The 19,357-nt window shown below is 62.4% G+C and carries 20 protein-coding genes; 14 read left to right on the top strand and 6 right to left on the bottom strand.

The features are described 5' to 3' along the window. Positions 1-103 precede the first annotated feature (103 nt). The 10 genes from HHL25_RS20800 to HHL25_RS20845 are packed head-to-tail and all read left to right on the top strand — an operon-like array spanning position 104 to position 9,027. Positions 104-967, top strand: a complete 864-nt coding sequence (locus HHL25_RS20800) for an ABC transporter permease (protein ID WP_169595155.1) — start codon at positions 104-106, stop codon at positions 965-967. Beyond that, complete coding sequence (locus tag HHL25_RS20805) at positions 964-1,752, top strand: ABC transporter permease (RefSeq protein WP_169595156.1); 789 nt, start codon at positions 964-966, stop codon at positions 1,750-1,752. The genes HHL25_RS20800 and HHL25_RS20805 overlap by 4 nt, the downstream gene beginning before the upstream one ends. Continuing rightward, a complete protein-coding gene (locus HHL25_RS20810; RefSeq protein WP_169595157.1) occupies positions 1,749-2,807 on the top strand; it encodes an ABC transporter ATP-binding protein in 1,059 nt (352 codons plus the stop codon). The genes HHL25_RS20805 and HHL25_RS20810 overlap by 4 nt, the downstream gene beginning before the upstream one ends. A 17-nt stretch (positions 2,808-2,824) precedes the next feature. Further along, the gene (locus HHL25_RS20815; RefSeq protein ID WP_169595158.1) at positions 2,825-4,120 is read left to right on the top strand and encodes a nucleotide disphospho-sugar-binding domain-containing protein; all 1,296 of its coding nucleotides are present in this window, start codon (positions 2,825-2,827) and stop codon (positions 4,118-4,120) included. After that, positions 4,113-4,475, top strand: coding sequence for a cupin domain-containing protein (locus tag HHL25_RS20820; RefSeq protein ID WP_169595159.1), 363 nt, complete (start codon positions 4,113-4,115; stop codon positions 4,473-4,475). The genes HHL25_RS20815 and HHL25_RS20820 overlap by 8 nt, the downstream gene beginning before the upstream one ends. Positions 4,476-4,487: 12 nt before the next feature. Next, a complete protein-coding gene (locus HHL25_RS20825; protein WP_169595160.1) occupies positions 4,488-4,829 on the top strand; it encodes a cupin domain-containing protein in 342 nt (113 codons plus the stop codon). Between the two features lie 16 nt (positions 4,830-4,845). After that, positions 4,846-5,193 carry a cupin domain-containing protein gene (locus tag HHL25_RS20830; RefSeq protein WP_169595161.1) on the top strand — a complete coding sequence of 116 codons (348 nt, stop codon included), beginning with the start codon at positions 4,846-4,848 and terminating at the stop codon, positions 5,191-5,193. Positions 5,194-5,239: 46 nt separating this feature from the next. Beyond that, positions 5,240-6,277 (top strand): aminoglycoside phosphotransferase family protein, encoded by a 1,038-nt coding sequence (locus tag HHL25_RS20835; protein WP_169595162.1) that lies wholly within the window; start codon positions 5,240-5,242, stop codon positions 6,275-6,277. Then, positions 6,274-7,785, top strand: coding sequence for an aldehyde dehydrogenase family protein (locus HHL25_RS20840; RefSeq protein ID WP_169595163.1), 1,512 nt, complete (start codon positions 6,274-6,276; stop codon positions 7,783-7,785). Before HHL25_RS20835 ends, HHL25_RS20840 begins: the two co-directional genes overlap by 4 nt. 48 nt (positions 7,786-7,833) lie before the next feature. Beyond that, complete coding sequence (locus HHL25_RS20845) at positions 7,834-9,027, top strand: saccharopine dehydrogenase family protein (protein WP_169595164.1); 1,194 nt, start codon at positions 7,834-7,836, stop codon at positions 9,025-9,027. Positions 9,028-9,048: 21 nt separating this feature from the next. On the opposite strand, the gene HHL25_RS20850 is transcribed toward HHL25_RS20845, so the two are convergent. The 4 genes from HHL25_RS20850 to HHL25_RS20865 are packed head-to-tail and all read right to left on the bottom strand — an operon-like array spanning position 9,049 to position 13,339. Continuing rightward, on the bottom strand, positions 9,049-10,023 hold the full coding sequence (locus tag HHL25_RS20850; protein WP_169595165.1) for an acyltransferase family protein: 975 nt from the start codon (positions 10,021-10,023) through the stop codon (positions 9,049-9,051). After that, positions 10,020-11,327, bottom strand: a complete 1,308-nt coding sequence (locus HHL25_RS20855) for an O-antigen ligase family protein (RefSeq protein WP_169595166.1) — start codon at positions 11,325-11,327, stop codon at positions 10,020-10,022. Before HHL25_RS20855 ends, HHL25_RS20850 begins: the two co-directional genes overlap by 4 nt. 7 nt (positions 11,328-11,334) lie before the next feature. Then, a complete protein-coding gene (locus HHL25_RS20860) occupies positions 11,335-12,603 on the bottom strand; it encodes a polysaccharide biosynthesis/export family protein (RefSeq protein WP_169595167.1) in 1,269 nt (422 codons plus the stop codon). Between the two features lie 58 nt (positions 12,604-12,661). Then, a complete protein-coding gene (locus HHL25_RS20865) occupies positions 12,662-13,339 on the bottom strand; it encodes a sugar transferase (protein ID WP_169595168.1) in 678 nt (225 codons plus the stop codon). A 308-nt stretch (positions 13,340-13,647) separates the two neighbouring features. Here HHL25_RS20865 and HHL25_RS20870 point away from each other — a divergent pair, with 308 nt between their 5' ends. The 3 genes from HHL25_RS20870 to HHL25_RS20880 all read left to right on the top strand — a co-directional run bounded on the left by HHL25_RS20870 (position 13,648) and on the right by HHL25_RS20880 (position 15,518). After that, positions 13,648-13,962 carry a hypothetical protein gene (locus HHL25_RS20870; RefSeq protein WP_169595169.1) on the top strand — a complete coding sequence of 105 codons (315 nt, stop codon included), beginning with the start codon at positions 13,648-13,650 and terminating at the stop codon, positions 13,960-13,962. 129 nt (positions 13,963-14,091) lie between these two features. Beyond that, on the top strand, positions 14,092-14,373 hold the full coding sequence (locus HHL25_RS23730) for an exopolysaccharide production repressor protein (RefSeq protein WP_169595170.1): 282 nt from the start codon (positions 14,092-14,094) through the stop codon (positions 14,371-14,373). Between the two features lie 128 nt (positions 14,374-14,501). Then, on the top strand, positions 14,502-15,518 hold the full coding sequence (locus HHL25_RS20880; protein WP_169595171.1) for a glycosyltransferase family 2 protein: 1,017 nt from the start codon (positions 14,502-14,504) through the stop codon (positions 15,516-15,518). Here HHL25_RS20880 and HHL25_RS20885 read toward each other — a convergent pair. Both HHL25_RS20885 and HHL25_RS20890 read right to left on the bottom strand, forming a co-directional pair. After that, positions 15,509-16,462 carry a polysaccharide pyruvyl transferase family protein gene (locus HHL25_RS20885; RefSeq protein WP_169595172.1) on the bottom strand — a complete coding sequence of 318 codons (954 nt, stop codon included), beginning with the start codon at positions 16,460-16,462 and terminating at the stop codon, positions 15,509-15,511. The genes HHL25_RS20880 and HHL25_RS20885 overlap by 10 nt on opposite strands. 74 nt (positions 16,463-16,536) lie before the next feature. Further along, on the bottom strand, positions 16,537-17,502 hold the full coding sequence (locus tag HHL25_RS20890; RefSeq protein WP_169595173.1) for a glycosyltransferase family 2 protein: 966 nt from the start codon (positions 17,500-17,502) through the stop codon (positions 16,537-16,539). A 120-nt stretch (positions 17,503-17,622) separates the two neighbouring features. Here HHL25_RS20890 and HHL25_RS20895 point away from each other — a divergent pair, with 120 nt between their 5' ends. After that, complete coding sequence (locus tag HHL25_RS20895) at positions 17,623-19,101, top strand: lipopolysaccharide biosynthesis protein (RefSeq protein WP_169595174.1); 1,479 nt, start codon at positions 17,623-17,625, stop codon at positions 19,099-19,101. The last annotated feature ends 256 nt before the right edge of the window (positions 19,102-19,357 follow it).

The raw sequence follows: 19,357 nt of genomic DNA on the forward strand, positions 1-19,357 counted from the left end.
TGCAAGACGATGGGGGAGATGTCGGTCTCCCTCATCGGCACCCCTTCGGCTGCCGGGTCTCGTTTTCGGCGGCCAAGGCAAACCCATCGCCTGGAACCCGTGCATGTCCTATCAATCCACCCGATCGAACCTGCTGGCCGCGCCGGCCGTCACCTGGCTCGTGGCGTTCATGGTGGCACCTTGCCTGCTGATCCTCTCCTACGCCTTCTTCCAGCGCGGGATATGGGGTGGCATCGAATACACCTTCACGCTCGAGAACTTCGCGCGCGTCGCCGACCCCCTCTATGCGAAGATCTTCCTGACATCCGCCCGGATCGCCGGCACCGCCACGCTTCTCGCGGTGCTGATCGCCTATCCGGCAGCCTATGCGATCAGCCGCGCACCGCGGCTCAGCCAGCCCATGCTGCTGTTTTTCGCAGTGCTGCCCTTCTGGTCGAACTATCTGATCCGCACCTATGCCTGGATGGTGCTCTTGAACCGCGAGGGCCTGATCAACAACTTGCTGAACTGGTTCGGTTACAAAGGTGAACCGCTGTCGCTGCTCTACACCGAAGGCGCGGTGATCGTCGGCCTCGTCTACAATTACCTGCCCTTTGTCATTCTGGCGATCTATTCGACGCTGTCGCGGCTCAACCCGGAACTGATGGAAGCATCGCGCGACCTTGGCGGCGGCCCGATCCGCACCTTCTGGCGCGTGACCCTTCCTCTCACCATGCCGGGTGTGGCCGCAGGCGGCGTGTTCGTCTTCGTGCTGTCGATCGGTAACTTCGTGACGCCCGCCCTGCTCGGCGGCGGTCGTTTCCAGATGATCGGCAATGTCGTCTACGACCAGTTCCTGACCGCCAACGACTGGCCATTCGGCGCAGCACTCGGCCTTGTTCTGATCCTCGTCATGATCATCCTCCTGATGCTGCAGGGCCGCGCAACCGCGCATGCCGGCGGTGAACGCGGGAGGGCCGAAGCATGAGAACGGCCCATTCCTCGCGGCTGCCGGGGCGCCTCATCCTCGCCGGCGTTTTCGGTTTCCTCTACCTGCCGATCGCCGTTCTCGTCGGCCTGTCGTTCAACGAGGCCGGTCTGCCGACCAGCTGGTCCGGTTTTTCGCTCAAATGGTACGCGGCGCTCGCCGGCAATCACGAGATCCTCGGCGCAGCCTGGAACACGCTGGTGGTCGCCATCTTCGCGACGCTGATCTCGACCGCGCTCGGCACGCTTCTGGCGCTCGGCATGGAAACGCGTCGCCGCAAGAGCACCGGACTCGAGGCTCTCGCCTTCGCGCCGATGGTCATTCCCGACATCGTGCTCGCGGTGGCACTCCTCACCTTCTTCTCGCTGCTCAACGTCACGCTCGGACTGCACACGATCATCATCAGCCATGTGATCTTCGACCTCGCCTTCGTCAGTTCCGTGGTCCGGGCGCGACTGAAGCATTTCGATTATTCGATCGTCGAGGCCTCGCGTGATCTTGGCGCCTCCGGCTGGACGACCTTCTGGCGCGTCACCTTCCCGGTGCTGCTGCCGGCGATCGTCGCTGGTGGCCTGCTCGCCTTCACACTCTCGGTCGATGAATTCATCATCGCCTTCTTCACCGCCGGCGCCGGCCGTTCCTCGATCACGCTGCCGATCCAGATCTACTCGATGATCCGTTTCGGCATCACGCCGGAAATCAACGCCCTTGCCACGATCGTCATGGGAGTCAGCGCGCTGGCGCTGCTCGTCTCCCAATGGCTCAACAAAGAACAGATGCAATGACCGACACTTCGACCACACACGAAACGATCCTGAAGATCGACGGTCTGCGCAAGACCTTCGGCCCGGTCACGGCCGTCGATGGTGTGTCCCTCGACATCCGGAAGAACGAATTCTTCGCCCTGCTCGGCCCGTCCGGCTGCGGCAAGACCACGCTTCTGCGAATGCTGGCCGGCTTCGAGGCTCCGAGCGGAGGACGCATCCTGCTCGAAGGAACGGACATCGCACCGCTGCCGCCCGAGAAGCGTCCACTGAACCTGATGTTCCAGTCTTATGCCCTCTTTCCGCACATGACTGTCGCCAAGAACCTCGCCTACGGCCTGGAGATGGACAGGCTGCCGAAGGCCGAAATCTCCCGGCGGGTCGAGGAGATCATGGGCGTCACCGATCTCGGCCAGTATGCCGATCGCAAGCCTGACCAGCTTTCAGGCGGGCAGAAGCAGCGCGTGGCGCTTGCCCGTGCGCTGGTGAAGCGCCCGAAGGTGCTTCTCCTCGACGAACCGCTTGGCGCGCTCGACAAGAAGTTGCGCGAGCGCATGCAACTCGAACTCAAACGGCTGCAGCATGAGGTTGGCATCACCTTCATCATCGTCACCCACGACCAGGAAGAGGCCCTGGTCATGGCGAACCGGATGGCGATCCTGAAGGACGGCAAGCTGTTGCAGTGCGGTTCGCCGGAAGAGGTCTACGAGACGCCGTCGGATCGCTTCGTCGCCAACTTCATCGGCGTGATGAACTTCATCGACGGCACGGTCGGCCAGGACGGAAGCTTCGCGACCGATGGCATCAGCGTCAAGCTTTCCACCGAGATCCGGGGGCCGGCCACGCTCGCCATCAGGCCCGAGAACATCATGGTGTCGGCAGGCGGTACCGGCATCGCCGGCAAGATCGTCGACATGGCCTATCACGGCCTCGACCGCGTGCTTCACGTCAAGGTCGCGGCCAGCCAGACGCCGCTGCAGGTCCGGGTCTCGGCCAATGCCGCCGTGCCCCACAGCGTCGGCGACCCGATCCACATCACGATCGATCCCGATCGCACCCGGCTATTCAAGAACTAAGAAACGAGGGGAACCCCATGTCGAAAAAGACGATCGCATTCTTTCCCGAAGCGGCCTTCGGACCGGCGCTGAACTCCGTCGGCATCGCACAGGCCGTCGAGGCGCTCGGCCACAAGGCCGTTTTCCTGTCCGATCCGGGCTTCGTGTCCGTCTATCAGGGCTACGGCTTCGAGGCCCATCCGGTGAACCTGTCCGAACCGATGCCGCCGGAACAGATGGCCAAGTTCTGGGAGGACTTCATCAACGGGCACATTCCGAACTTCCGCAAGAGCCCCTACGACCAGATCGACAATTATGTGAAGGACTGCTGGACCGCGATCGTGGACAGCGCCAAATGGGCGGAAAAAGACCTGCCGGGCGTGCTGGCAAAGATCAAGCCGGACCTCATCTGCGTGGATAACGTCATCCTGTTTCCGGCGATCAAGCAGTACGGCAAGCCGTGGGTGCGCATCATCTCCTGCTCGGAAAACGAGATCGAGGATCCCAAGATCCCGCCGCATCTCTCCGGCTGCGGCGCCAAGGACTATGCCTGCCACGCGGCCTATCGCGATCATTTCAACGAAGTCATCAAGCCGATCCATGACGATTTCAACGAATTCCTGAAATCGACCGGGGAGGAAGCTTATCCGATCGGTCAGTTCTTCGAAGCCTCGCCATTCATGAACCTGCTGCTCTATCCCGAGCCGGTGAAGTTCGAACGCGAACATCCGCTGAGCCCCAGCCAGTTCCAGTATCTCGAAGGCTGCGTGCGCTCGGAGAAGCCCTACGAGGTCCCGGCCTTCAAGGCCAATAACGACAAGCCGCTGCTCTATGTCAGCTTCGGCTCCCTCGGCGCCGGCGACACGGACCTCCTGAAGCGGATCATCGCCACCGTCGGCAAGCTGCCCTATCGCGCGCTCGTCAATGTCGGCGACTACAAGGACCAGTACGAGAACCTGCCCGACAACGTCATCATCGACAGCTGGTTCCCGCAGCCTTCGGTCATCCCGCTGGTCGACGCGGTCATCCATCACGGCGGCAACAACTCGTTCACCGAGTGCCTCTACTTCGGCAAGCCGGCGATCATCATGCCCTATGTCTGGGACGGCCATGACAACGCGACCCGCGTGGATGAGACCGGTCACGGCTTCAAGATGCCGCGCTACGACTGGACCGACGAGGAACTCGCCGCCAAGCTCGACCACATGATCAACGACCCGACGATGAAGGCCAAGCTCGCCGCCGCCTCGAAGCACATGCAGGGGCAGAACGGCCCGCAGAAGGCCGCCGGCATCCTGGACGAGCTCGTCAAGACGGGGAAATACAGTGGCTGATACGCTCAACTCCTCGGCGCCGCATATCCATGGCGCCACCACCTTCGACGACCTGGTCGACTGGGGCGTGCAGTCGGATGCCCTCGAAGGCGTTTCGAAATCGACCGGACGCCTGCTGTTCAAGGGGCCGAACAACCAGCCGGAAACCGGCATCTGGGTTTGCACGCCCGGACGCTGGCGGTTGTCGATCCCGCGCGACGAGTTCTGCCACTTCGTTGCAGGCTCTGCGACCTATCGTTCCGACGATGGCGAAGTTGTCGAAGTGTCGGCCGGCACGGCCGTGATGTTCAAGGCCGGCTGGACCGGGGAATGCACGGTCCACGAGACGATGCGCAACATCTACATGCTGGCCTGAGGCGCTTCCCCGATGACCACACCAACATGGACCAACGCGGACGACGTACCGCTCGACGACTGGGGCTTGAGCCCGACCGCGACTGCCGGCGCTCCGCGCATGAGCGGCAAGATCCTCAGCGCCAATGCCGACGGATCGAGCGAATGCGGCATCTGGTCGTGCACGCCGGGCACCCGCAAGGTGACGATCGCCAGCGACGAGTTCTGCGTCTTCCTCGGCGGGCGCGGCCTCTACATCCACGAAAGCGGCGAGGAGATCGCCGTGGCCAAAGGGTCGATCGTCTTCTTTCCCGCCGGCTGGACCGGCACGTCGATCATCACCGAAGCACTGTCCAAGGCTTTCATGAGCCGCTGACCTCAGGAACTGAAAAATGACCAGCGCACCTTTGATGTACAAACCGCTCGAACAGTCCGACCTCGTCGACTGGGGCATCATCCCGACCATGATCGAGGGCGAGAGCCACGTTTCCGGCCGACTGATCCACAAGGGCCCGAACGGCGAAAGCGAATGCGGGCTCTGGGTCTGCACGCCGGGCAAATGGGAATGCCACGTGACCCGCGACGAATTCTGCCACTTCCTCGAAGGCCGCAGCACCTACGTGCACGAGTCCGGCGAGGTTATCGAGATCACTCCCGACACCGCCGCTTTCTTCCCCAAGGACTGGAAGGGTGTCTGCACCGTCCATGAGACGATCAAGAAGGTCTACATGATCCGCTGATGACCGGCCGACGACCTCGTCGGCCCATTCAAACCAGAGAACCACCATGCTGCAAAGCCAAACGCTACCGGATGCACGCCGGGAGTTCATTGCCGCGCATTTTGAAGCCAAGCCGGAAGCCCGGGCGCTGCCGGCGGATGCCTCGCCGCGCCGCTACTACCGGCTCGAAGTCGCCCCGAAGCTGCTGATGGAAGTCGAGCCGGGCGCGCCCGACTTCGAAGCCTTCGTCTGGATCAGCCGCCACCTCAAGGCGCTCGGGCTCTCGGCTCCGACGGTCTTCTCGGTCGACTTCGAGCGCGGACTGGCGCTGATCGAGGATTTCGGCCACGGCACGTTCACGCAGCTTCTTTCAGCCGGGCGGTCGGAAGAGGAGCTTTACGCTCTGGCCGTCGACGCGCTGGTGCATCTGCACGAAGCGCCGGGCGCGACCGAGGTCGATGTACCTTCCTATGACCATGGTCCGCTGTTCGAAGAGCTGGCCATGTTCACCGACTGGTTCGTGCCGCAATGCGCGCCGGGTGTTGATGTCGACGGCTTCAAGATCCGTTTCCTCGACCTCTGGGAGACCACGCTCGCGGGTGTGGCCGACTGCCGCGACGCTCTCGTTCTGCGCGACTACCATGTCGACAACCTGATGGTGATCGAGGGCCGCGATGGCGTTGCCGCCTGCGGGCTGCTCGATTTCCAGGATGCGCTGATCGGGTCCGCGGCCTACGATCTCGTGTCCCTGACGCAGGATGCCCGCCGCGATATCGACCCGGCGCTCGAGGAGCGGCTTGTCGAGCGTTACCTCGCGGGCCGCCCCGGCCTCGATCGCCGGCGTTTCATCGCCGAATACTGGTTGCTTGCCGCCCATCGCCACACCAAGATCCTCGGCAATTTCGAGCGGCTGTCGAAACGCGACGGCAAGCATGGCTACCTTGTGCATCTGCCACGCGTCGCCCGACTGCTCGACCGAGCCCTCGAACACGCGGGGCTAGACCCGATCCGGGCCTTGATGGACGAGACGCTTCCCCTCTGGCGCAGCCACGCACCGAGCGCGCCGCAATCCCCGATCCCTTGCGAAACAGGCAGGCCGACATGAACAGCTACGACATTTCCGCACCGACCTACTTTGCCGGTGGCACCTACCAGAGCAGCCTCGGCCGCACGAGCGATGTCATCGATCCCGCGCGACTGGAAAAGGTTGGCGTCATCTGTGACGTGACACCGGCCGAGATGGAGGCCGTCCTCGACGTCGCGACGGCCGCCCAGCGTAAATGGAAGGTCCTCGACGCGAAGACCCGCGCAACCATCCTGCACAGGATCGCCAGCCGCATCGAGGCGACCGACATGCGGGCCTGCGCCGAAATCATGTCGCGGGAGATGGGCAAACCCTATCCCGAGGCGATCGGCGAGGTGGCCAATTGCGCCGGCGCCTTCCGCTACTTTGCCGAGATGGCCCGCGACGAGGCGGGCAAGGTCGCCGGCACGACGCAGACCGGATCCTTCCAGTTTTCCCGCTACGAGCCGCTGGGCTTGTCCGTCCACATCATGCCGTTCAACTTCCCGATCCTTTTGATGTGCTGGACCGTCGCGGCCTCGCTCGCCTCGGGCAATGGCTGCATCATCAAGCCGGCGCCGGCCACAACGCTGTCGACACTCGAGTTCATGCAGATCTTCGCCGACCTGCCCGAAGGCCTGATTGCCTGCCTGCCCGGTGGGGTCGCGCTCGCCGAGGCGCTGATCGCCTCGCCGAAGACGCATGCCGTCGCCTTCACCGGTTCGGTCGCGGCGGGTCGCGCCGTTGCGATCGCCGCCGCCGGCCAGATGAAGCCGGCGGTGATCGAAGCCGGCGGCTCCGACCCGATGATCATTACCGCCCATGCGCCGCTCGACGTGGCGGCCGCCGGTGCCGTCACCGCCGCCTTCCACATGTCCGGCCAGGTCTGCACCTCGGCCGAGCGCTTCTTCGTCGTCGACGCTGTACATGATGACTTCATCAAAAAATTCGTCGCCGAGACGAAGCGCTTGCGCATCGGCAATGGCCTGACCAAGGCCGAGATCGGCCCGCTGGTCTCCGAGGCGGCCCGCGCCAAGGTGATCCGGCTGGTCGATGACGCCGTCGCCAAGGGCGCCAAGGTCGAGATCGGCGGACGGATTCCACCGTCGGAACCTGTCGGCTGGTTCTACGAGCCGACCATCCTCACCGGCTGCACGCCCGACATGGCGATCATGCGCGAGGAGTGTTTTGGCCCGGTCGCGGCCGTGATGCGGGTGGCAGATTTCGATCAGGCGCTCGAAAAGGCGAACGACAGCGAGTTCGGCCTCGGCGCCTCGGTCTTCACCACCTCGCTGGAAGAAGCAATGGACGCCGCCGATCGCCTGGAAGCGGGCATGGTCTGGGTCAACAACCCATTGATCGACAACGACGCCCTGCCCTTCGGCGGCTGGAAGAAATCCGGCATCGGCCGCGAGCTTTCAAGGCTCGGGCTCGACGCGTTCCGCCGTTCCAAGATGGTCATCATCGACCACAAGCCGGTGCGGCAGGAGTGGTGGTACCCCTATCCGGACGACTGGTTCTACGAGACGGGCGGCCGAAAGCACGCCTGAACGTTTCGCAGCCGATACGGCCGCACATTTCATGAAAGGACTTTCACAATGATCATCACACTCCTCGGCGGTGCCGGTTTCATGGGCGCCGGCATCGTCCGCGATCTCGTCTCCGAGCGCACCATCGTCGACATCAAGACGATCCGCGTCTGCGATGCGGCCCGCGACAAGATGGAAGCACTGGCCGCGGAACTTGCCGATCCGCGCATCGAGCTCGTCGACCTCAACGTCACCGATCCTGCCGCCCTGAATGCGGCGATCGCCGGCGCGAACATCTGCATCAATTGCGTGCCGACCCTGCTCGGTTTCCAGATGACGATCTTCGAAGCGGCGCTTGCCGCCAAGGTCGCCTATATCGACCTCGGTGGCCTTGGTACCTTCACCGTCAAGCAGCTGGCCGAGCATGAGCGCTTCAAAGCTGCCGGCGTCACTGCCGTCATCGGTGTCGGCGCCGATCCGGGCATGTCGAACGTGATCTGCCGTGCGGTGGCCGATCAACTGGACGAGATCGACAAGATCAATCTCTACTGGGCCGCCGAACTGGTCGGCGACGAGAACCCGGTGCTCATTCCGCCCTACAGCGTCTCGACGGTGCTGGCGGAATATGCCCATGAGAGCACGCAGTTCTACGACGGCAAGCACGTCACCTGCCCGCCGATGAGCGGCAGCGAGTTCCTCGACCTGCCCGAACCCTGGGGACGCTGCGAGTTCATGCATTCGCCGCATTCAGAACAGCTCACCGTGCCCCTCGCAGACGGCATCAAGGAAAAGGGCATCAAGGAGTTTTCCTGGAAGCTTCACCTGCCGCATCGCGAACACGAGGCCTGGGTCGGCCTGGTCAAGGCGGGCTTCGGCGACTTCAACGAACCCGTTGAGGTTGGTGGCGTCAAGGTTCGTCCGCTCGACGTGCTGAACAAGGTGATCGAGCGCAACATCAAGAAGAACGCCGACAAAATTCCGTCGCAGGACAGCCACGAGATCCATTTCGCCGTCGGCAAGGGCCGCAAGAACGGCGTTGCCCGGACGGTCACCGTCGAAGTCGTGGTCAAGCCGGACGCGATGTATGCGCCTTATGTCGATGCCTGCACCTCGATGAACGGTTCGATTGCCGCCCAGTTGATCCTTGCCAACGCCATGAAGCCGGGCGTCTGGGCGCCGGAAGAGTATTTCGACGTGCCCTCCTATTTCAAGGAGCTGGAAAAGCGCAAGTTCATCATCAGCACCCGTTCGAGCGACGACTGAACGGCCGGCGAACAGCAAAACTCACTGCGCGAGGCGGCGCGTGAACTGGTGGACCGGCTGTTCCAGCAGCCGGTACGCCACGATACCGATCAGAATACCGGATGCCGCCGCGATCAGGAATGTCGCGGCGGGAGTTACGGACAAGGACGATCCCAATTTGGCGACGACCGATATGGCGAAGGTGTGCCAGAGATAGATCGAATAGGATGCGTCGCCGAGAAAGACTGGCAGCGCTGCTCTGGGCAGTCCTGCGGCTTTCTCCAGCGCGAGCACGCCGAGCACCAGGGCCGTGCTCAACGGGCCGCAGATCAGGGCATCGAAGGGAAGACCACGAATTCCGATTAATGCAAAGCCGGCTATCGATATTCCGACGAGCCAGAGACCTGTTGAGCGGCCCGGCACGCGACCCCTCAGCCATGCCTGACCCAGGACCATTCCCGCGACGAACTCCAGGATGACCGGCCGCGTGTAGGTGACCAGTATTGCGTTATCGCTCAAGCCCATGAAGCCGGCGAAGGTCAGCGCGGTAAACAAAATGGCGATTGTCGACAGCCGCCACGACCGGGGCAGGAGAAGAGAGGCCGCGAAGACGGCGTAGAAGAACATCTCATAGTTGAGCGTCCACCCCTGAACCAGCACGGGCCAGATCTCTCCAGTGCTCGGAGAGCGGGCCGGGATGAAGAACAGCGATGCAACAACGTGTTCGTTGGTCAATTCCAGATTGGGAAACAGGCCCGCCAACCCTCCGGCGATCATCACCCCGGTCGCCAGCCAGTAGACCGGTACGATGCGGCGCAGTCTGGCGGAGAGGAATTCCAGCGGCGTCGGTTCGCGGCGAGCACCGATCACCCACATGATGAAGCCGCTGATGACGAAGAAGACATCGACCCCGGCGGCACCGATCGCGAAATGGTAGCCCGTCTTTTCTGCGGCATGAAACAGCACGACCGCGATTGCCGCCACGGCCCTCAGGTACTGGATGCCGTGGAGCGTCACAGGCTCGCCCTCGCGGCCAGTGCATCGCCGGTGGACCCCAGGTCCCGGGTCGCAGCATGGCGGCCCGCGATCCGTGTCCGCCGCCACGAGAGATTGCGCCTCGCCTCGGTCAGCTTCCCGGCAGAGACGTAGAGCAGGAACGAGCCCACATGATACGGCGTCAACACGTCGATCTCGACGAAGGCACGCATCACGAGAAGCGACATGATGGCGAAAAGGACCGCCGACTCCGGATCCGAGGCATTGCTCAACAGTCGGCGAAGATGCCCGGTAACGGTCACCACCAGGAGAAGGCAGAGCAGGAGCAGCCCGACGACCCCGGTTTCGACCACGGCCTCGATGAAGGTGTTGTGGAAATGGAATCCAGAGCGCGAGCCGATGAAGAATTCTTCCCAAAGCCGTTCGGCTTCTGAAAAACCCTGGACCCAATAGGCCTGGTAACCGGTGCCGGAATAGGGATTGGCCGCTGCCGCCTCGAGACCCTGCTGCCAGAGATAGGTGCGGCCAGTCAGGGTCGAATCCTTGCCGAACGCGCCGAGAACGAGATCGGCGCCACCGGCATTCAGAAAGGCGAAACCGCCGAAGAGGGCTATCGCCACGCCGACGAAGAACAGCGTCTTCCGATTGCGCGGCGAAAGCGCCTGAAGCACCTGTACACTGAAGGCGACGCCGATCACGGCTGCCGTCGTCAGCACCGATGTTGCCGATTGGGATGCGAGCAGCGAATAGGCCGCAATCAGCATCACGGCACCGCTGGAGAGCATCCAGAAACCGCGCTCAGCGAGCATCACGACCGCCGCGAACCCGAACAGCAGGCCAAGCGACGCGTAGAAGCCGAGCTGGTTCTTCGACGCAAACGCGCCGACGAAACTGTAGCTGCCGTCCAATGGATCGAGATGGTAGACGCCGAACAGCAGGGAATAAGCGAGCACCAATCCCGCCCCGAGGATTCCGCCGCGCACCAATGTGCGAATGTCGATCACCCGCATGGCAATCAGGGCGCAGATCACGTGGGAGAGGTACTGCACACCGGTGCGCGCTGTCTGCCCGGGCGCAGCAGACCAGAAGACCGAGAGACAGGCGAAGATCGCGAAGGCGAAGATCCAGCCATAACGCGCGTAGTTGCCGAGGACACGGCGGTAATCGATGAGCGCCAGCGGCAACCACAGTGCGTAGTAGGCCAGAACCGAGACCTGACCAAAGCGGGACGAATAGGCGAAGACGAACAGCGACAGCGCGATCGCAGCCACGCCATAGGTCCGGTTTTCGCCCGGGCAGATGAGGCTGTATTTCGCGATCCGCATGGCGCCGTCACCGCATCGCCAATGCCGCGGTGACCTTGACGACATCGCCCGGCAGCACCCTGGTGTTTTCGTCGGCAGGGATTTCCTTGGCGTGACCGTCGGCTTCACGGACGATCGCATAGGTGACGCTTGCCGCCGTCTGTCTGGCCACCGTCGCCGCGTCTGCGGATTGCATCATCGCTTCCGCCATCAGATCCCGGCTTGTTCCAAGCTTCAGCGCCACGGTATCGAGTTCGCGCTCGGTGTTCTGCAGCTCCTGAGCCAGCTGGGCATCCCAGTCATTGGTGAGGTTGGTCTCGTCCTGGCTCGCCTTGCTGATATCCTGACGCGCCTTCAGGGACGCGGTGTCGATATCGAGGAGCCCCGCCTGCAGGTCGGCGACCTGCTGCTCGATGGCAAGCCGCCGCGAACTCACGGTCAGCCCCTGTTCGGACAGGTTGTAGACCTTCTCTCGATCGCTCTCGACCAGCTTGAGCTGGCGCGACTGCGTTTCCGACTTTTTGCCGAGCGAATCGATTTCGTTGCGCAGCAGGGTCTTGAGATCGGCGAGCGCCGTCAGTTGCAGCTTGAGGCGCTTTTCGCGCGATTTCATCAATGCCGTTTCGCTTGCCAACAACTCGGCGCCCCCCGGCGCCTCCTTGAGCTCGGCCGGCAAAGCGATCTCGGCCTTGTCGGCAATCTCGGCCTGAAGGCGGGCACGGCGCACCAGCAGACGGTTGCGTTCGGCAACCAACACGCTGGAATCACCCTCCGCACGGATGAAGTCCCGGGCAAACCGCTGGCCGGCATCACCGCGCCGCAGGCCGCCGCCGAGGCTGAGCGCCTTCAATACGGTGAGGTTCGGCGCATAAGGGTATTCGCCCGGAGTCTGGACTTCCCCGGCGAGATAGATCGGCCGATACTGGGCCAGCTCGACCGAAGCGGACGGGCGGTCGCGCAGACCGAAGAGCTGCTGCATCCTGTTGCCGATCTCATCGGCAACCTCTGCGGTGGTCTTTCCCGTGGCTTCCAGTTCGCCGAGGAAGGGCAACGAGACCGCGCCGGAGGCTCCGACGGTATAGTCTCCGCTGACGGTCGCCCAGTCACGGACGGCACCCTCGGCGGTGCGCCATTCGGCGACGCGGACACGCAGCTTGTCCATGACGTCCAGGCGATAGTCTTCTGCGTGAGCGCTGGCAAAAGATGTGGCCAGCAGCGCAAGGCATGTTGCGACACGTGCGAAACAAAACACTTTTCCGGGGCGCTGACGCACCCCTCTCTGAGAGAGTTCTTGCATGTGGTTCCCCGTTGGCTGTTGAGCAGTCTCGTCCACGAGCCGTGGACCATGCGGGAATTCAGTAGCTGCCGCGCGAGAGGCAGACTGCGGGAACGGTCAAGCCGATGATCTTGATGTCCGTCATGAGCGACCAGTTCTGGACATAGTGCGAATCGAGCGCGACTCGCGATTCGTAGGAGACATCGTTGCGGCCGCTGACCTGCCAGAGACCGGTCAGACCCGGGCGGCTCTGCAGATAGTATTGCGCCGCCGCGTCATAGAGTTCGAGTTCATCTTCGACGACCGGTCGTGGTCCGACTATACTCATCTCGCCGCGCAGGATGTTGATCAGTTGCGGAAGCTCGTCGAGGCTGAGCTTTCGCAGGACGCCCCCGACGGTCGTCACGCGCGGGTCATGCTGGAGTTTGCGTGTCGCCCGCCACTCCTCATAGGCTTGCGGATTGTCCTCCAGGTAAGCTTTGAGGATGCGGTCGCCGTCCTCACGCATGGTGCGAAACTTCAGGCAACGAAAGGGGCGGCCGCTGTGACCGATGCGGCTGTGGCCATAAAATACACGGCCACCATCAGAAAACTTCACCAGTGCCATGAGCATCAGGAAGATCGGGCTGAGAAAGACGAGGGCCAAAGTGGCCATCGTGATGTCGAATCCCCTCTTGGAGATTCCGCCTACCGGAGACAATCCGGGCGTAGACGTGCGGATAAACGGCGAACTGGCCGATCGAGTCGCGGACTTCATAGAGGTGACTCCATTTACGTTTTGCGATTGGTCGGGTCCCACGGGACGCAGCGCACTATCCAAGTTGCAGTCTGTGGTCACAATTTGTCCGCGCCGCCAAAAGATTAAGGCAACGGCCGGATGCACCGGGATCGGCAGGCATGGATGATCGAATGATTGCAATTGAAACAATTATAAACCACGACGAATGGAGCCGCCTGACGTATAAAGCTCCGCGCCGGGTCTTTCTCTTTCCGGAGCTTCATGCTCTCTTACTGGATTTTAATCGCCGGATGCCCGCAACTTGACCGAACAATACTGGGGCAGGCATGACCGACGAAAATCGGAGGGAGACAATACAGGCCGATCGGGATTTATTTGCGTCGCAACATTATGTTGCGACGCACATTTTTCAATTCGAATTTTCTTATGTTGTAACAAAACGTGATCGCAAGAAGGCCCTGGTCCGCGGCGGGGATGGTGCTGAAGCGCTCCACACGGGTGCAACTGTGGCAATGCCGGCCCAATTGAGAGCCGACGAGGAACCGCGGGCGGGGCCGACTATTAATTGGACTGCGGCCCCTGAATTCTGCCGCGACGCAGTAACGGAGCCGAAAGCCAAATCTCCTATGAACAAAGCGTGAGCCGAACTCACGACTCCTGCTTCAGCAAAGACATTGAAGTGAAAGGCTTGTCCTAATATATATGTTCGGCGGCCTTAGAGGAGAAGGCAGATCTGCCATGAAACAGATGTTCAGACATGAGGCCGCCTGATGTACGGACCTCGCGTCTTCCTGAGCATGATTGGCGCACTGGTCGTTTTTGCGATCGGAACCTATGCGCTGACCGGATCGATCGGCAGCACGGCGCTGCAAACCTTGATCTGCGCTGTCCTGCTGCAGGTCGGTTACTTCGCCGGCGTTCTCTATCTCGTCGCCAAAGCGTCCAGAGAAAAGGCAAGCGCCGCCTCGACCAGTGAAACGGTGAAAACGGACACGGACGCCAAGGCGGCGCAGGTTTCCTCCCTCAAGACACCTGGTCATTCCAATCCGTAGCGTTTGAAACCGTCTTCGGCGCAAACCGCACATATCGCCCCTTTTGCGTCACGATCACCCGCCATGCTGGCTGCTCCATCAACCCTGACGGTTCGGGAGAGTGCTCCCCATCGGAAAAGGAGTGAGGCATGGCCACCACACGATCCATCTGCGTCGTGATCGCCGCCAAGGACGCATCCCCCACCATTGCCCGCGCGGTCCGGTCCGCGCTCAACGAGCCTGAAGTTGCCGAGGTCTTCGTCATCGACGACGGCTCAAGCGATGCAACGGGCGCGACCGCGCAGGCGGCCGACGACGGCAGCGACCGGCTGCGTGTGGTTCACTTCGAACAGAATCGGGGACCGGCTGCGGCACGAAATCACGCGATCGCCTCCTCCTCCGCACCGCTGATCGCCGTGCTCGACGCCGACGATTTCTTCCTTCCCGGGCGCTTTCGCCACCTTCTCTCGCTTTCCGACTGGGATTTCGTCGCGGACAACATCGCGTTCATCGATGAGCGACGTGCCGAAGAGGCGAACCTCGCGGTCGCAGAGTTCCAGCCGGCGTCGATGCTGATCGACACTGCGCGTTTTATCGAGGGAAACATCTCGCGGCGTGGCAAGGCCCGCGGCGAGACGGGCTTCCTGAAACCCGTCATGCGGCGCGACTTCCTCGACAGGAACAGTCTGCGGTACAGGGAGGATCTGCGTCTCGGGGAGGATTACGACCTCTACCTTCGCGCCCTGACCAAGGGCGCGCGATACCGGGTCAGCCATGTTTGCGGCTACGGTGCGGTGGTGCGGCGAAACTCGCTGAGCGGACATCACCGGACGGAAGATCTCCGACGCCTCTACGAGGCCGATCGTGCCATCCTGGGCTCGGCCGACCTCAGTCGCGACGTCTCCGACCTGATCCGCCGGCACGAGCGGCATGTGCGGGGTCGCTACGAGTTGCGGCACTTTCTCGACCTGAAGAACAGCAAAGGGCGGGGTGCTGCGCTCGCTTATGCGTTCTTGCGACCGCGGGCACTGCCGTCCATCACTGCGGGCGTTGTTGCCGACAAGGTCGAACGATTCCGCAAAAGATCAGCTGCCGGCAATGATCTCCAGGACGATGGGGCCAGACTACGGTATCTTTTACCCGGGACCCAGGTCCCTCAAAAATAGTCCCGACGCACACCGTCCAGGACAGCCAGAAACCGCGCCTTGCGATCGAAGAGCACGGAATCGCTGCTGAGTTGGGGTTCGTCGCGGCTTGCCTGCCAGAGGGCAAAGGTCGACGGCAGCGCGAGCGCGTGCTTGGCGGCGACGCGCAGCGTGGTGTGGCGCGGGTTGCTTGCTGCGACGAGCACATCCTCTCCGATGATGCGGCTGTTCGGATCCCCGACCGAGGCCGTCTGCTCGCCCTGGAACGCCATGCCCCAGAAGCGCCCTCCCTTCAGCTTCGCCTCGGCCCGTGTCGAAACGGGAATGCGGCGCGGCGCGTAGCGGACCCCGACGGTTCTCGCCCAATCGTTCCACTTGAAGCTGTTGATGCTTCTCGACGTCGATACGGCAACCCACGGGACACGAAAGGCATCCGAAAGGATCGCCCCGTGCATGGATTCGGCGATGACTGTCTCCGACTGGGCTATCTCGCGGATCACGGAGCGCGCTTCTCCGCGTGGGTCGATGTAGTGCAGCCCTACCCTTTCGCAAATTGCCGGCCAGACGCCCGCAAGCGCCGTCTCCCAATGCGGTACGAAGCTCTTGCGGTGACGCTTCGCGAGTCCCTTGAACTCGGGCATCTCGGCGACCATGACCGCGGGATCGACGATCCCCATGTCTGGTGACACACCTGCACGCTCCGCCGTGAGGGGACCCCGCACACAACGGACATCCCAGCGCTCGCGGTCGCGCATGTCCGGGATCGTCCCGTAGCCATACCCGCTGCCGATGACCAGTTTTCGCCCCTCTTCAGGCAGCAACGCGGTGTTGAGGACCGTCCCGACACCGACGAGAAGTGTATCAGGATGCGCATCGCGAAACCCCGGCAGGAGGAAATCCCAGAGCCAGAGATTGAGATCGTCGCCGAAGTTGCCGTGCTGCGATTCCCAGTAATAGGGTTTCATGGCTTTCTCCTGGTTGCGGCCGATTTGGACATCCCATCGGCCTTTGCCACAGATTGTCGCCGAAGGCCGCCGCCTTACGATTGGCGCGAGAGCTTCCCGGCCGCCAGTTCAACGGCGCTGCCGAGCAGACGCGGATCTCGCCAGATCCACCGGGCGAGCAGATTGAGCTGGGGTATCTTCCGGCGCCTGACCAGGCGGGCCTGGCTCCAGAGCGCCTGGCGCCTGGCGGTCTGCTTGTAGCTGCGGATCGATGCGACCTCCGCTGACCGCCCATAGAAACGCTCTTCGAGAGTATCGAGCGCTACCCAGGTGTTGAACTGCTGCCTCAGGAACTGGGGCGAATCGTTGTCGATCGCATGAAAGATGTTGACGCCCTCGCCGCGGACCGCGCCAGGCGTGTCGCAAAGAATGACGCGATCGGCCGCAAGCACGCAGTCGCAGAAGAACAACACGTCCTCCGCAGCGAGCCTCAGCTCGGCTTCGAAGCGGATCGAACGAAACAGATTGCGCCCGATCACCATGCAGGAGAGATGCAGGAAGCTCCAGTTCTTCAGCATGACGCTGGTCATTTCGGGAAGCTCCACCATCAGCGGCTCGTCCTGCAGCTGCCGGACCTCTTCCGTCTCGGCGAGTTCGGAAATGCCGAAATGGTAGTGGAAGTCGTCCCCGCCGGTGATCGATGCCCAATAGCAATCCGCCTTGAAGCGGGTCATCCCACGATAGGCGTTTTCGAGATGATCGGCGGACCACACATCGTCGGAATCGAGGAAGGCGACATATTCGGTTTCGGGCTTCACGGCGTCGAGGCCGGCATTGCGGGCACCGCCCGGTCCGGCGTTCGGCTGCCGGATAACGGTTATGCGACTGGCCTCTTCCGGCGGAAGCGCAAGCAGTTCCTCGCGGGCCGGGAACGGCGACTGATCGTCGATGACGAGGACGTCGAAATCCTGGAAAGTCTGGGCGAAGACGGCGGTCAATGCGCGCCTCAGGATGCCCGGCTCCTTCTGGTAGTACGGAATGATAACTGTCAGCTTCGCCATCTTTTCGCCCCTGCGGTTTATCTAAAAGAGGTTACGCGGTCTCCGCCCCATCAGGTTTCCGCCTTGCCAGGCGCCTTGATTTTATTGCATTTTCCACCACCGTATCGTCAGGATCTCGCCATGCCCCCAGCAGTCAATGCGAAGTCGGTGACCCGAAACGTCGGCTGGAGCGTCCTATCCAAGACAGGGACATTCGGGCTTAAATTTGTCACCGTGCCGATTTTGGCGCGCATCCTCTCGCCCGAGGAGTTCGGTGCCGTGGCGGTTGCGCTCGCCCTCGTTCAGTTCCTCGCCATGATCGGAGGCGCCGGTTTTGCCTCCGGACTGGTGATCCAGCGCGAGGAGGAAATGGCCACGATCCACTCGGTCTTCTGGACCAATCTCGCCATCTCTGCCGCCATGGCACTCGCCATTTTTTTGACAGCCGACGAACTTGCTGCGCTCTGCGGAGCACCGGAGGCCGGCTACCTCCTGCGGATCATGAGCCTGCTCATTCCGCTTCAACTGGCCGGTGACGTGGCTTATGCCCTGCTCGCCCGACGCATGCAGTTTTCCCGGGATGCCTTGTGGAGCATGATTTCGGAGTCGGCCGGCGCTTTGATCGCGGTCGGTCTGGCTCTTCTCGGCGCGGGCGTGTGGGCCCTGATCGCCCAGCTCTTCTCTTCGGCGGCAATCCGCCTGGTCGGTCTCTATGTGGTTTCCGGCTACAGGCCGCGGCCTGTCTTCCATCCTCGCAGCGTCGTTTCCCTTGGTCGCTTCAGTCTCGGGATGATGGGCTCGGAAATCGCCAACTTCATCACCTTCCAGTCGCCGATGGTGGTGATTTCACGCTATCTCGGGCTTGCCGACGCCGGGGCCTATTCTGCCGCGAACCGGTTTTCCAGTATTCCGAACCAGGTCGTGCTTTCTGCGGTCATGGGCGTTCTCTTTCCCGCGTTCAGCAGCATGATGCATGATCGGGAGCGCCGGTCTCAGGCGCTGCTCTTGAGCACGCAGGTGACGACCGTCCTGCTCGCGCCGATGATGTTCGGGCTCTGGGCGCTCGCCGAGCCCGCGATGCGCGTCCTGTTCGGGCAGCAATGGGCTCATGCATGGCCGGTGCTGGCGCTGCTTTCGTTGTCCAAGGGCATTCTCACGCCCTGCAGCACCTATATCCCCTATCTCAAGGGAATTGGACGCGGCGGAATGCTGTTTTGGTGGGCCGTCTTCCGCGCCGCCGCGACTACCGGTGCGGTCGCCTACGCGGCCATGGCCGGAACACTCGTCGATGCGATGATTGCTCTATGCGTCGTCAACGCGATCGTGCTCGTCGGATATACCGGGGTCGTCTACCGGGCGGACCGCGCGCCCCTCCGCGGCCTTCTCGTCACGAGCCGGCCCATGCTGACGTCGATCGCAATGGCCCTGATCGTTCGCTATCTCCTTGACGTCCATGGCCACCTTATGCCCAACCCGGCCGCCCAGCTCATCGTCGGCATCGCCATCGGTGGGGCGATCTACAGCGTCATGACACTGGTTTTCGAACGCCAGCTGCTCCTGAAACTCGGCGAACTGGTTCGCAAGCGGGGCTCCAACCCAGCCGTTTCGGCCGCTGAATAGCCTCGATCGAAGGGGAACCGCGACACGCGCCACAGGCTCGAAGCTGCCTTCTTTGCGACACAATCGCTGCGACGGCCGCGCAATTTGCCGCTCTGAACACCTCATCTCGTGAAAAAAGTTGCATCTGAAACTTAGCACCGATGTGACCGGAAGCCGGCCTGCTCGGTTTCTGTCTAACACGCCGCCAGCACTGACTTTTTTCACAACCGAGCGAGGAAAGCGCACCGCCGGTGGTTGCGTCAACTCCGCATCTTCT

The sequence above is a fragment of the Rhizobium terricola genome (genome assembly GCF_012927355.1).
In the GTDB taxonomy this organism is placed as follows: Bacteria; Pseudomonadota; Alphaproteobacteria; order Rhizobiales; family Rhizobiaceae; genus Allorhizobium; species Allorhizobium terricola.